The following is a 13330-nucleotide window of genomic DNA, read 5'->3' on the forward strand; positions in this document are numbered from 1 at the left end:
TGTCTCACTGGGGGACCACATGATTCGCAAGACTGCCGCCGCGCTGATCGCCGGCGTTGCCCTCGCTCTCGCGCCCACCGCCGCCATGGCCTACACGCCCACCCCTGTTGGCGGTAGCACCGCCACGATCCCCGCTGGTGGCAGCGGCAGTTTCACGTTCGACGGCTTTGTGGCCGGCGAGACCGTCACGTTCACCCTGACCGGTGAGGGTGTCGGTCCCGGCAGCCTCGCGGGCACCACCTCGGTCACCAAGGAGGCCGACGCGGATGGCGCGGCCGCCGCGACCGTGACCCTCCCCGAAGACGCCACCGGCACGTATGTGCTCTCGGCCGACGGTGAGGTCAGCGGCGACGCCGGCGACATCACCATCGAGTCGGGTGCGACCGCCTCGGCCGGCGGCACCGACACCGGCGCCGCCGCCTCGGGTGACGAGCTTTCCGGCACCGGCCCTTCCGACAACACCGTGCTCGTCGCGGGCGCTGCCGTCCTGCTCATCGCCGGCGCCGGCGCCGTCGTGGTGGCCTCGCGCCGCCGCACCGACGCGTAACCGCCAGCACAGACTCTTTTCGCGGCCCCGCACCGACAGGTGCGGGGCCGCTGCTGTGTGTGGCGACCTTGTCACAGCCGGGCGTCAGGATTGGGACGCGGGACATTCCGGATGTTATGGTCGCGCGGGCGCGAGACCTCCTCGCCGCCAGTCTGGAGCATCCGTTGATCCGTCGTTCCCTCGCCGCGTGCACACTCGCAGTGGCTCTCGCCTCCGCCCCGACGGCGGCACTGGCGGCGAACGCCTACCCCGCACCCCAGGACGCGCTCACCGTCAACGCGCAGCGTGTCGTCCCGGGCGGTGAGGTGATGGTGTCGGTCGGCGGACCGGCCGGAAGCGAAGCCCAGGTCCAGGTGACCAGCTCGGGCGAGGACGCCACCATTGCAGGCACCGTGACCTCGGCGGTCAAGGTCATCCAGTCGGATGCGACGCCCGTCATGTTCACCGTCACCGTGCCATCGGCAAGCGGCACCGTCGGTGTGACGGCGCTCCTCGACGGCGTCGCTGTCGACACCGCCACCATCTCCGTGGTCTCGGAGGCAGCCGCGGCTGCCTCCGATGATCTCAGCGTGACGGGTCCCGAGGTGGTCGGCATCGCCGTTGCCGCCATCGTGCTCGTCGGCGGAGGCGCCGCGATCGCTATCGCCGCGCGTCGCCGCCGCGACGACGACTAGCTACTTCTTCGTCGCTTTCTCGCCGTAGGTCGACGAGGCGTAGCCGTAGCGACCGTACCCGTAGGCGTCGGGGCCCTTGGTGGGCAGCATCGTCAGCACGAAGCCCGAGACGGGCGCCGCCACATTGGCGAGAGCGTCGAGCGCGCCCTCTACCTGATGGGTGCGGGTCTTGCCCGCGGCTACCACGACCACGGAGCCGCCCACCAGGCGCGAGAGTACTGCGGCATCGGTCACGGGCAGCAGCGGCGGAGCGTCGTACAGCACGACGTCGAACTCGTCGTTGAGGCGCTCGATGAGCTGAGACATCGCCGTCGAGCCCAGCAACTCCGAGGGGTTGGGCGGAATCGCGCCGGCGGGCAAGAGGTACAGCGAGGTGCGTCCCCACCGCTGCACGGCGTCATGGAGGCCCATGCGGCCGATGAGCACGTCGGAGAGCCCCACTCCGCCCTCGATGCCCATGTACTCGGCCATCTTCGGCTTGCGCAGGTCGGCACCCACCAGGAGGACCTTCGCACCTGCGTCGGACAGCGAAATCGCGAGATTCGCTGCCGTAGTGGACTTGCCCTCGCCGGGGAGCGCGGACGTCACGACAAAGGAGCGCTCGCGCCCGGCATCGAGGAACTGCAGGTTGGTGCGCAGCGTACGGAAGGATTCGGCGCGCGGACTACGCGGGTCGGCGTGAATGACCAGCGGGCGCTCGGTGGCCTTGGGGTCAAACACGATGCCGCCGATGACAGGCGTCTCCGCGAGAAGCTCGAGGTCGCGCTCGCCACGGATACGGGTGTCGAGGGCGTGGCGCAGCAGCGCGATCGCCAGCCCCGCCGCGAGTCCCAGGAGCAGGCCCAGGGCGGTGTTGAGCGGCTTGTTGGGGCTCACCGGAGCCTGAGGGATCTCGGCCTCCTGCACCAGCGTCAACTGGACGGGAGAGGCCCCGTCAGCCGCATCAGTCGTCTCGATCGCCTCGACCACCTCAATGAGCGCATTCGCCGTGCCCGTGGCAAGGGACGCCGCGTAGACCGGGTCCGTGTTGGTTGCTGTGACATCGATAACCGAAGTGTTCGTCGGGGCGGATGCCGAGATCATGCCGCGCAGGCCGCTCGCGGAGACGTCGAGACCCAACTCCTCGATGGTGGGCTGCAGCACGGCGGCAGTACGCACGAGGTCGGCGTAGGTCTGCACGCGCTGCACGGTGAAGCTGTTGCCCTGCTGAAGCTCGGAGGCGTTGTCGGCGCCGGTGGTCGACACGAACACCTTGGACGAAGCCGAATACGAGGGCGTCGCCAGGAGGGAGTACGCCACTCCGGCACCGGCGCCCAGCACCGTGAGCAACACGATGATCAGCCAGTTCTTGCGTAGTACCAGGAGGTAGTCCTGCAGTTCCACGTTTCTCCCCATCAGCAGCCGAACGGACTGCAGTCATTCTTCCATGTCCACGCGGCGCGCAGGGTGAGCGACTACTCGCGGAGGTGTTCCGCGTTCTCCAGGAACCACTGGTAGGTGGAGCGGAGGCCGTCTTCGAGGCCGATGCTCGCGGTCCAGCCCGCTTGGGCCAGCTTGGAGACGTCGAGCAGCTTTTGCGGGGTGCCGTCGGGCTTGGTGGTGTCCCATTCGGTGGTGCCGGTGTAGCCGGTGACGGCGGCGGTGGTCTCCGCGATCTCGGCGATGGTGACGTCGGTTCCGGTGCCGACGTTGACTTGTTGGGGTCCGTCGTAGTTTTCCAGGAGGTGGAGGCAGGCGGCGGCCATGTCGTCGACGTGGAGGAACTCGCGTCGGGGTGTGCCGGTGCCCCAGTTGGTGACCACGTCCGTGCCGGACTGGACGGCTTCGTGGTAGCGGCGAATCAGGGCCGGGAGTACGTGGGATCCGGTGGGGGAGAAGTTGTCGCCGGGGCCGTAGAGGTTGGTGGGCATGGCGCTAATCCATGCTTTGCCGTATTCGCGGCGTGCGGCTTGGATGTGCATGATGCCGGCGATCTTCGCGATCGCGTATGCGTCGTTGGTGTGCTCCAGGTAGCCGGTGTGGAGGGCGTCCTCCGTGATGGGCTGGGTTGCCATCTTGGGATAGATACAGGACGAACCTAGGAAGAGCAGCCTCTCGACGCCGGTCTCGAGCGCCGCGTCGATGACGTTGGTTTGGATACGAATGTTGTCGCTCAGGAACTCGACGGGGTACGTGTTGTTGGCGAGGATTCCGCCGACCTTGGCGGCGGCGAGGACGACGTATTGGGGGTTGGTGTCGCGCATGAACGCGAACACCGCTTCACGGTCCGTGAGGTCCAGCTCGGATGAGGTGCGTCCGACGAGGTTGGTGAAGCCTTCTGCTTCGAGTGTGCGCCACATGGCACCACCGACGAGGCCCCGGTGGCCTGCCACATAGAACGTGGCGTCGCGGTCGAGTCGTGCGGGGGTGTAATTGACGTTGTCGGTGATGCGCGGGCCGTCGTCGATGGTCGTCATAGTTCGTCGACTCCAGGGAGCTACTTGTAGGTGTCGAGAGTAACGGTGTCGATCCAGGGACGGCCTTCGTGCTTGAGCATCTCGATATCGGCATCAACCATCAGACGCGCGAGGTCCGCGGAGTGGACGGAGGCCTTCCACCCGAGCTTCTGCTCGGCCTTCGTGGGGTCACCGATGAGGGCGTCGACTTCGGTGGGGCGAAGGTAGCGCTCATCGAACTTGACGTGGTCGTGCCAGTTCAGGCCCGCGTGTTCGAAGGACGCATCGAGGAAGTCACGCACCGTGATGCCGACACCGGTGGCCAGCACGAAGTCTTCGGGCTCATCTGCCTGCAGCATGCGCCACATGCCTTCGGCGTATTCGGCGGCGTATCCCCAGTCACGAATGGAGTCGAGGTTACCGAGCCATAGTTCGTCTTGCAGGCCCGCCTTGATACGTGCGACGGCGCGGGTGATCTTGCGTGTGACGAACGTTTCGCCGCGGCGGGGAGACTCGTGGTTGAAAAGGATGCCGTTGACGGCAAACATCCCGTAACCCTCACGGTAGTTCTTCGTCACCCAATACGAGTAGACCTTGGCGGCACCGTAGGGCGAGCGGGGATAGAAGGGGGTGTCCTCACCCTGCGGGGGCGGGGTGGCGCCGAACATCTCGGAGGTGGAGGCCTGATAGAAGCGGCAGTGGATGCCGGCCTTGCGAACGGCCTCCAGCATGCGCATGGAACCGATGCCCGTGACGTCACCGGTGTGCTCGGGCTCATCGAAACTCACTCGCACGTGAGACTGGGCCGCGAGGTTATAAACCTCGTCCGGGTTGATGTCATGAAGGAGCGAGACAAGGCGTGAACCGTCAGAGAGGTCCCCATAGTGAAGAAAAAGCCTCGCGTCTTTGTTATGCGGATCGGTGTAAAGGTGGTCGATCCGTGACGTGTTAAACGTCGACGCACGGCGGATGAGGCCATGGACTTCGTACCCCTTGGCTAGCAGGAGCTCGGCGAGGTAGGAGCCGTCCTGGCCCGTTACGCCAGTAATAAACGCGCGCTTCGTCATATAGGTCCTTTGGCGGTTGCCGGCTGAAAGACGGCGAATTAGCGGTAGTGAGAACTGTATCGTCAATGAGCGAGGAGAAAACACGGCGCCCACGTCGCACAGTCGCCGACCCTCAAACCCCACGGTTAACCTGCGAATCTTAGCGTACACTGCTTAGGGTCTTGCGTCCCCGGCAAACGCAATGGCGAAGTTGATCGACCTTGCCTATCAATACGATTATACTGTGGAGATTCTCGAATGGCGCGAATCGGAAATATACATGTTGCCAGGGGATCGCGACGAGACCTCACGGTAAGAGTCCTTGAGATGGCGAGGCAGTCAGCGGCGGGTTCCCATGTCGTTCTGGCGAACGCCTTTACAGTGCACAACGCCGCCATCAACCCGGAATATGCGGGAGTTGTCAATCGCGCATTTGCGATTATAGACAGCCGCGTAATCGTCGCGTCATTGCGGCTTCGGAAATTGCGGGGATATGTTCAGCTTCGCGGCTCAGATCTCATGGACGACTTAATTTCCGCGGGGTTAGAAGAGTACTTGAGCCACGCTTTTGTGGGAGGAAGCCCAGAAGTAATCGGCCGCCTTGAGGATTGGTTCCGTGTGGCGCATCCTGACGCTATTGGCGAGGCTTTCTATAGTCCGAGCTTCCTTCCTGTCGGCGAAGAGTTGGTGGAGTCGTGCGTCAAGGGAGTCCCTCTAGATGCCGTCGATATTATTTGGCTTGGTCTGGGAAGCCCGAAGCAAGACTGGGTTGCTGAAAAGATTGCCGTTAGGACTGGCAAAGTGGTTATTGGTGTTGGCGCTGCTTTCGATTTCAAGGCGGGCAACCGCAAGGAAGCGCCGAAGTTCTTACGACTAGTCGGGCTCGAATGGGCATATCGACTCGTGAAAGAGCCCCGTCGACTCTGGCGTCGATATATGACTGGAAATGCCACGTTGCTGCGTTTACTGATTCGCGGCGATGGGGTCTCCCAGTAAGTAGAAGGAAAATAGATGAAAAAGCTAAGCAATGCGCGTCGGATCGCAATTAGGATCTTACGTGGCAGGGAGGCAGAAGCAAAATATCTCGGAGTGGAGCTCGGTGCGAATGTGCGCCTACTCTCATCGGGATTCGGTTCCGAGCCGTGGCTGGTGTCAATTGGAACTGGAACGACAATTAGCGGAAGGGTTCAATTCATCACGCACGATGGCATCGGGGCGCTCGTGCGAGATGAAAATGGCAGACGCTACCGGTACGAGCGTATCGAGGTTGGCGCGCATTGCTTTGTGGGCTTTGGCGTGATCGTCATGCCTGGCGTGAGGATCGGTGACGGCGCAGTCGTCGGCGCGGGTGCAGTGGTCACGAAGAGTGTCGCGGCGGGCACCGTAGTCGCGGGAAATCCTGCAATGCCCATAGCTGGGACGGCCGACTTGCTAGACCGTGTTGCCAAGTGGCCCAGCGATAGCGATCGACGTACGCGTGATCTTCGGCAGTGGTCAACCGAGGTGGCTAGGGGAGTGCACGGGGAATGGGAAAGTAAATGAGCATGGCGCAACCGGCCCCCATTATCTCAATTGTAACCGTCACGTTTAATGACCTTGAGAATCTCAAGCTCGCATGCGAGAGCGTCTTGCGCCAGGAGAGCGCGAGTTTTGAGCACATCATTGTCGACGGAGGGTCTAGTGACGGGACCGCCGAATGGGTAGAATCGACCTATGCACTGGACGTAGATTGTAAATTTTCATCGGGGCCCGACGACGGCATTTTCGATGCCATGAATCGAGGCCTCAGAGTCGCTACTGGCGAACTCGTCTTGTTCATGAATGGTGGAGATCGCCTTCCACGCGCCGACTCGCTCGCTGCGGTATCAGAGAGCTATCGCCGTGAGCAGTGGGAATGGTCTTATGGGGCGATCACATATGTTGACGATGAGCTTACTCCGATACGTGACTACTCAAACCCGACTTTCAGCCTACGTCGGTTGTCTCTCGGTCTGGACTTCGTGCCACATCCGACTCTTTTCGCAAAGCGTTCAATCCTCTTGGAGGAAGGAGGATTCAATTTACGTTTCGGATTCTCAGCGGATCAGGAGTTGGCGGTGCGTCTAGCGAGTCATGGAATGCCCAAGGTTTTCCGAGAAGTCCAGTCTTTGTACAAGATTAATGGCGCACACGGCGCGAGCTCCTCGATCGGAACTGCGCGTCGCTACCAGGAAATTCGCAAAAGCCACCAAATGCGGTTGGGTGCATCTGTAATGCTAGACGAGATTTTCACGATTATGCTCGCAGCACGTTGGGAAGCGGGACGCCTTAAGAGACGACTATTCGAGAGGTTCAACTTAGCGTGAGGTTTACCCAAACATATAGGCAATACACGTTTGCAGTTCGCGCGGACCGCGCTTCGCACAACAATCCACCCAGACGGGGTCTAAGACGCCTCCGTCACCCCGAGTTGGATTATCAGATACGGTTGCGCCAACTTGAGGCAGTCATGAGATTACCTGGCGTTCCAGGCCGACTTTTGGTGGTGGTCGCCCGGGCCCGTGTGGCGATCGCATCCTTGCGAACGGGAATCACGTTGGGGCCGAATGTCGCTGGACCCGGTCTAGGCATTGCTCATCACGGTAGCGTGGTAGTGAATGCGCACGCGCGCATCGGGTCTTTCGTGCGCATCCACTCAGCTACGAACATTGGTACCGATGGGACGGGTGCACCAGTCATCGGTAGCCGTGTTTACATCGGTCCGGGCGCTGTGATCTATGGTCCTGTCCATGTGGGCGATGGTGCGGTCATTGGAGCGAATGCGGTAGTTAATAAGGACGTGCCCCCGGGCGTCACAGTCGCGGGCGCTCCTGCCAAGGTGATTTCCCAGCGCGGCTCCGACGCGATCATGCCTCGCTGGTGGCCTCGCGATCATGAACACTGAGAGAAGCGCCTCGCTTCGCCCTGCGATGGGAAGAGAATGAAGATTGTTGTGGTGCTCCCTAGCATTCAAGGTGGAGGAGCGGAGTACGTAGGTCTAACTTGGGCGCGAGAGCTCGCGGCGCGTGGCCACAATGTGACCTTGGCGCTCTCGGCTCCACCTGAGCCGGGGGCGGCGCCACCCGAGTTAGGCATCGTTCTGATGCGCGGCGGAGGCCTTGTCCGCAAGTCGCGGTCACTAGCGCGCCTAATCAAGAAATCGCAACCCGACATAGTGCTTAGTCTGATGCCATTCTTCAACATCATGGCGTTGACCGCTCGTCTACAAACTCCTAGTTCCATCCCGGTGAAAGTCATCATTAGCGGCCGCAACGTCGATCGACTAAGTCGGAAACATCTAGGCTTGTCGGGCCGCGTCCAAGAATTGATCGCAAAGGCTCTTTATCGATATTGTGATGGATACGTCGCTATCTCGCACCCTGTGGCGGCAGAGGCCATATCGCATTACGGGATTCCCCAGGATAAAACCGTTGTGGTCCGCAATCCTGCCATGGGGAAAGTCTCTGAGCCGGGCGCCTTGCAGCCGCGCTCGGCGGAAGCGTCTAAGCACCTGTCCATCGTCGTTCCTGCACGCTTGGTTGCTCAGAAGAGACCTCTGCTTGCGGTCGATATTGCGGCTTGGCTAAGAGACCAAGGGATCACGGCACGTGTACACTACTTCGGAGCCGGGCCCTTACTAAAGGAAATCCAAATCTACGGTGCACGACGAGACGTAGACATCGAGATGCACGGCAGTCCCGGCGATTGGTTTGAACGCATTCCAGTCAATTCCGTTGTCGTTCTACCGTCGTATACCGAGGGCTTCGGAAATGTCCTTGTCGAGGCGACCGCGCTAGGATTTCCAGTTGTGGCCTACTCTGGCGCGCTCGGAGTAGCGGATGCCGTCATCCACGGAGTGACCGGTTTGCTGGTCGACATCGACCGTGTAGAGACATGGGGCGCGAGCGTGCTGAAAGCCTCGACCATCCAGCCGCCGTACCTGAGCGAGTGGCTACTGGGTTTCAGCATCGATGAGTCTACCGATGCCTTGGAACGTGTTCTGATCCACTTCAACCGTGGCGAAGATGCCTAACTCAGGAATTCGGGCGACAGCGCCGGAAGGGACTTATAACAGGTATTTCGTGTCGCACCGCGATGGCAGGAGGAGTTTCCAGGCACTGGTACTGGCACTAACTCTTTGGATGTCAGGTCTTCCTTTACTCGGCGGCACGGTTCTTCGGGTGGGGTACATCATCGTGATTGTCGTAGCGGTGGTGATAGTAGTTGGCCGCCACCGGTATCCTCAGACGTCTCGCCTAATGAAGATATATGCTGCGCTGTGCCTCGCGGCTGGTGCCCAGACACTTTTGCAGATCTCGCTTCTAGGGAGAGAGTTCGATCTGCGAGTTGCCCTATCGCGCAGCATTGAGATCTCGGCGATCTTTGGTTTCACGATAGTCGTGTACTACTGCTTGAAGCGGTACGGCCTACGTTGGGCGGTCGCCCATGCCGCGGTCGGAATGCTGGTCGCCGCACCGCTCGTGAGTACCCGATTCTCGGAAAACCCGTGGAAGTTTGGCTTTGCATTTCCCCTGACTCTTATTGTAATGGCGATATTTGCCGGTCGTGGAAAGTTTGTTGCCTTAACGATTCTTTCTGCATCGTTCGCGCTTGGTATCATCAATGATTATCGCAGCTGGTCCTTGGTAGTGGTCATCGCGATGCTCGCTCTTGCGGTTTCTCCACGTGGCGAAGGCCCAAGCGGTGCCCGTGTTTCGATTATCCAGTCCAGGCGTCTATGGGGTGTGTTAATCGCTTCAGGTGTCGCGGCCTGGCTGTTGTTACGTCTTGCGACGTCCGGAATGTTGGGAGAATACGCTCAGCGACGAATTTCGGCGTCGCTCATTTACGCGGGCGATCCAGTTTCCGGTAGCCGCCCCGAATGGTCGGCCGCGATTGAGCTCATGCGGGGACAGCCCTTTGGTTACGGAACTGGAATTGTCCCCAACGGCGAGGAACTGTTGACTGCAACGTCCGCGATGCCGGTTCCCGACGCACTGAAACTACAGACGAATGTTGCGTCTGCGATGCTCGAAGGTCGATTTGAGTTTCACTCCGCGTTGTGGAATGCGTGGTCGAGCTTCGGCGTGATTGGGGCGATAATCGGTTTGGTTTCCCTGTTCACCCTGGCAGGAATGGGGGCAAGAATTGTTAGGGACTCTTACGGCCTCCCGATGGTGGCCGTAGGTATGCTCCTCCTGATTTGCGTCGCGGTCATATGGGATATTCTGTTCTCGCCGACGCACGTCCAAGAGTTGGGCTTAGCTCTGGGCGTGGTTGGCTATTTTGCGGACATGCACAAAGAAACCGTTCGACGACGCTCAAGACGGCTGAGTTTGTCTAAGTAAGGTGGGGACCACAAGTGCTGCTGAGTTCGCTTGCATCGAGATACTGCAAAGTTGTCGGTCGAATTTGAAGACTTCGAGCAACCCTTCTGCAAGTTGTCGCGCGTCTGGCGATTGGACGCGGATACCGTTCTGAAAGCCGTCGAGGATGGAATCTTGGTCAGCTCCTGCGGTCGCGACGACCGGAGTGCCCGAGGCGCAGGACTCAAATAGAACACGCGGTGACCCCTCGAAATGTGACGTCATAAGCATCGCGGCGTGCTCTCGGTACGCATCCGCGACAGAATCTCTCGGGAGGGCTCCAGCAAATGTCAGTGCCGCAAATACACCCACGTTCCTAGCTTTGTCTTCCATCGCAGCGCGGAACGAACCATCGCCGACAACTGTCATACGGGCCCCGGGCTCCAAGAGCAATAGTTCCCTTAGGACGTCAAGGGCGAATAGCGGGTTCTTTTGCTCTTCTAGCCGGCCAACCCAGATCACACTCTTGGGCGACGGTGGCGTCGCGGTGAAATGAAAGACATCCGGGTTGTACCAGGTCTTGGACGCCTTAACACGGTTGGATTTCCTCGATAGTCGCTCGCCGTCCTCCTTGTTAAATACGACAATCTTGGAAGCTCTTCGCAGAATGCGACTCTCTAGCCACGTGTAGACCTTGGGGAAACTCCGCCAACTCGATTCGGAAGTTCTTCCGGTAAGACCGGAGGCGTTGTTATGAATAAACTGGATAATTTCGCGTCGTGACCCGAGTCCCAGCACGAATCCGGTTTCGATCCGGTGAGTCTGAATTGGTCCAGCAGGCAACTGTCTGCGGTATTTCATGGTGCCCGCGATAAACGCGAACGAGTCCGGTAAGCGCAACTTTCTCCGCTTGCGCGTTCGGTCAATCCTTGCGACCGGCATAAAGGGTACAGTCTGACCTCGATAGTTTATGCTCGTCCAGCGACCAAGTGGGCGCTCGCCAGAACTGTCGATTCCCACAACGGCTATGGACTCTTGCTCCCCCTGGAAGCAGATGAGGTCGCTGATGCAAGTGTCGATCCCACCGGGCAAAAGATTATCAATTTCAATTTGCTCTGCGATGGTTCGACTTGCCTTAGGAGTGGTTGGCACGGCTGGTTTGTTCCGTTCGGAGTATGGTCGCTATTGGATCGTTAACGCAGATTCAACGGGTCGCAACCGTTCTGCGCACGGCGAGCGTCGTGAGTGGAATCGATTGAAATATAAATAGCGCGACTGCTGTTGCCAACACCGGTGCAGCGGGGCCGAGCGCGACAAGATGTGTTGCGAGAATGATCTTAACGGTGAGAGCAATCACCGCAGTGACAGCCTGTGCGCGTAGGCCACGGGCGTCCGTTAACAACATGCCGGCAGGTATGGTGATGGCTTGAACTAGAATTAGTGTACAGAACGCGCCCAGCAACCCATATGTGACATTCACCTCGCCCTGACCTATGGTTTTGAGCAACGGGGGTCCGATCGATATTAGGCCGATGGCCGCGACTGAGCCAAGCACAGCGGTCTGCTTATAAGCCTGTACAAGGATTGGTCGAGCCGGGAGCCCGGCTGCCCGAGCCCGTGAAAACTTTGGCCACAGCGATGCGCCGCCGGCCGTCAGGGCTGCAAGGAGCGGCGCGTACAACTGTGCCGCGAGAGAATACGATGCAAGTGCAGCCGGTGTTTGCGTTATGGCGAGAATGTATCGGTCGCTCTGGGTCAAGATCGGGGTAGCTACGAGCACGATAAGCATGGGCGCACCGGTGTGCCATAGGTTTATTCCCCGTGTCTTTAATTTCGATGTAGCAGTAGTCGCGATACTCCTGAGATTGACGAGTCGCCTTCTTGAAGCGTAACTGAGGCCAATTGCGCTGGCAAGGAGGGCTCCAACGGACGGAGCCGCGATAAGTATGATCGGGTGAAGCGAGAAGTAGACGGTGGCGACTGCAATCGCCGCCGTCACTGGGGCGTTCGTTGTTCCGATTGCAATTAAGACCCGGTTCTTTCCAGCGCCGAGCAAGATTCGTTTCCACAAGGACAGGGGGAGATTTATTGCAAAGAGGACAAGCGTAAGAGCCACGCCGCCAGTCACCCCGGGCATCCCTGGAACGCGCACTTGCAGTTGTGGTACGTGGTCAGATACAGCTGGCAAGAGGGCGGCTGCGAGTACTATTACCGCTGCAACGAACGTCAATTTCCTGGCTGCCGCTGCAACCGTGAGTGTCACTATCCGACTGTTGTACGCGTTGGAGGATGCTGAAATAACGTTTGTCACCGCAGCCCCAACTCCCAAGTCAGCGAAGGGAAGAAGGAGAACTGTCGACCATATGAGGGTGACGAGTGCAAACGCGCTCGGGCCGAGGGCGCCGATCACCAGCCAACTTGACCCGAGTGTCAGGACTCCAGACAGTACCGCAATGCTCAGGCGTACCGTCGAGTCGGTGAAAACCTCGTTGCGGAGCAGTAGGGCCTTGAGCTTACCTAGCATCCGGCTGCCCCAATCTAAGTGCGAGTCTGGTGCAAATGGCTGAGACAGTATACGAAGTCATCGCGTCTCGCGGAGTCACGTTGATCGCTGCAGAAACAAGGCGCGCGTTGAGCGCGCAGCGCCATTGGCGAAGAGCACCCGCTCCGCACGCTGGGTCCAGGCGGGGTGGCCATTGGGAGCGTTCCGGCGCGTGTGAGAACTCTGCACGCGTTCGAACTAGGAGTGATCAAAGTGTTCCTCAGTTGAGCTAGCCCGCTCTCCTTGCTAAGCCTATTACCGCAGGCTTCGACCGTCTTGGGAAGCTCGGGCCTCGTCTCCACGCACGAAGGTAGTTGCGTCGCATCCTCCACTAGGGTCAGGAGTGCCCGTGTGTTAGGCACGGGCGCCTGTTGATTGGAGCCTTCCGCTGCAATGACCTTCGGTTGCATTTCGCGTATGCAGGTATCGACGGCGAACGCCTTGACTTCAATGGCGTGGCCGCGGAGCCGCGGACCACGCCCTCGAGAGTGCTGAGAATCGCAGCGGGTTGTGGTGGCGGAGGTCTAGTAGTAAAGGCGTCCCACTTGGTCGCATTAAGGAATGTTTGTTGCGCGGGCACTTGCCCAGAGGTTCTATTGCTGACGATGTGTTGAGGTGGCTTGTAGCGCTCCTTGCCGCACTACGATCGAGTATCGAGGTCAAGGTGCCCTGCAACGACGTCAATGGCACGGCGATCGTTGCCCGCCGTTAATTGGATTGACGCGCGGTGGGGGACTGCAATCATCTTTGGTTAGAATATTG

The 13330-nt window shown here is 59.9% G+C and carries 13 protein-coding genes; 8 read left to right on the forward strand and 5 right to left on the reverse strand.

The features are described 5' to 3' along the window. Positions 1-19 precede the first annotated feature (19 nt). Positions 20-547, forward strand: coding sequence for a hypothetical protein (locus tag B7K24_RS03925; protein WP_084128831.1), 528 nt, complete (start codon positions 20-22; stop codon positions 545-547). Between the two features lie 200 nt (positions 548-747). After that, positions 748-1221: a hypothetical protein gene (locus B7K24_RS03930; protein ID WP_144268108.1), complete on the forward strand. Its 474-nt coding sequence runs from the start codon at positions 748-750 to the stop codon at positions 1219-1221. On the opposite strand, the gene B7K24_RS03935 is transcribed toward B7K24_RS03930, so the two are convergent. From B7K24_RS03935 to gmd, 3 genes are all read right to left on the reverse strand, one after another. Beyond that, positions 1222-2604 carry a polysaccharide biosynthesis tyrosine autokinase gene (locus B7K24_RS03935; RefSeq protein ID WP_084128833.1) on the reverse strand — a complete coding sequence of 461 codons (1383 nt, stop codon included), beginning with the start codon at positions 2602-2604 and terminating at the stop codon, positions 1222-1224. It lies immediately after the preceding gene. Between the two features lie 71 nt (positions 2605-2675). Beyond that, positions 2676-3677 (reverse strand): GDP-L-fucose synthase, encoded by a 1002-nt coding sequence (locus B7K24_RS03940; RefSeq protein WP_084128834.1) that lies wholly within the window; start codon positions 3675-3677, stop codon positions 2676-2678. 20 nt (positions 3678-3697) lie between these two features. Next, the gene (gene gmd, locus B7K24_RS03945) at positions 3698-4723 is read right to left on the reverse strand and encodes a GDP-mannose 4,6-dehydratase (protein WP_084128835.1); all 1026 of its coding nucleotides are present in this window, start codon (positions 4721-4723) and stop codon (positions 3698-3700) included. Between the two features lie 360 nt (positions 4724-5083). On the opposite strand from gmd, the gene B7K24_RS03950 reads away from it, so the two are divergent. The 6 genes from B7K24_RS03950 to B7K24_RS13215 all read left to right on the forward strand — a co-directional run bounded on the left by B7K24_RS03950 (position 5084) and on the right by B7K24_RS13215 (position 10068). After that, positions 5084-5698: a WecB/TagA/CpsF family glycosyltransferase gene (locus B7K24_RS03950; RefSeq protein ID WP_159449139.1), complete on the forward strand. Its 615-nt coding sequence runs from the start codon at positions 5084-5086 to the stop codon at positions 5696-5698. A gap of 15 nt (positions 5699-5713) precedes the next feature. Continuing rightward, positions 5714-6244, forward strand: coding sequence for a DapH/DapD/GlmU-related protein (locus B7K24_RS13740; RefSeq protein WP_084128837.1), 531 nt, complete (start codon positions 5714-5716; stop codon positions 6242-6244). Next, the gene (locus B7K24_RS03960) at positions 6241-7047 is read left to right on the forward strand and encodes a glycosyltransferase family 2 protein (RefSeq protein ID WP_084128838.1); all 807 of its coding nucleotides are present in this window, start codon (positions 6241-6243) and stop codon (positions 7045-7047) included. The genes B7K24_RS13740 and B7K24_RS03960 overlap by 4 nt, the downstream gene beginning before the upstream one ends. 143 nt (positions 7048-7190) lie before the next feature. Continuing rightward, positions 7191-7625, forward strand: a complete 435-nt coding sequence (locus tag B7K24_RS13745) for a serine O-acetyltransferase (RefSeq protein ID WP_084128839.1) — start codon at positions 7191-7193, stop codon at positions 7623-7625. Positions 7626-7661: 36 nt separating this feature from the next. Further along, positions 7662-8753 carry a glycosyltransferase gene (locus B7K24_RS03970; RefSeq protein WP_084128840.1) on the forward strand — a complete coding sequence of 364 codons (1092 nt, stop codon included), beginning with the start codon at positions 7662-7664 and terminating at the stop codon, positions 8751-8753. Next, positions 8737-10068: a hypothetical protein gene (locus B7K24_RS13215; RefSeq protein ID WP_144268109.1), complete on the forward strand. Its 1332-nt coding sequence runs from the start codon at positions 8737-8739 to the stop codon at positions 10066-10068. Before B7K24_RS03970 ends, B7K24_RS13215 begins: the two co-directional genes overlap by 17 nt. On the opposite strand, the gene B7K24_RS03975 is transcribed toward B7K24_RS13215, so the two are convergent. Both B7K24_RS03975 and B7K24_RS13220 read right to left on the reverse strand, forming a co-directional pair. After that, positions 10042-11178, reverse strand: coding sequence for a glycosyltransferase (locus B7K24_RS03975; RefSeq protein ID WP_144268110.1), 1137 nt, complete (start codon positions 11176-11178; stop codon positions 10042-10044). The genes B7K24_RS13215 and B7K24_RS03975 overlap by 27 nt on opposite strands. 52 nt (positions 11179-11230) lie before the next feature. Further along, positions 11231-12550 carry a hypothetical protein gene (locus B7K24_RS13220; protein ID WP_144268111.1) on the reverse strand — a complete coding sequence of 440 codons (1320 nt, stop codon included), beginning with the start codon at positions 12548-12550 and terminating at the stop codon, positions 11231-11233. Positions 12551-13330: the final 780 nt, after the last annotated feature.

The organism is Demequina sp. NBRC 110055 (assembly GCF_002090135.1).
In the GTDB taxonomy this organism is placed as follows: Bacteria; Actinomycetota; Actinomycetes; order Actinomycetales; family Demequinaceae; genus Demequina.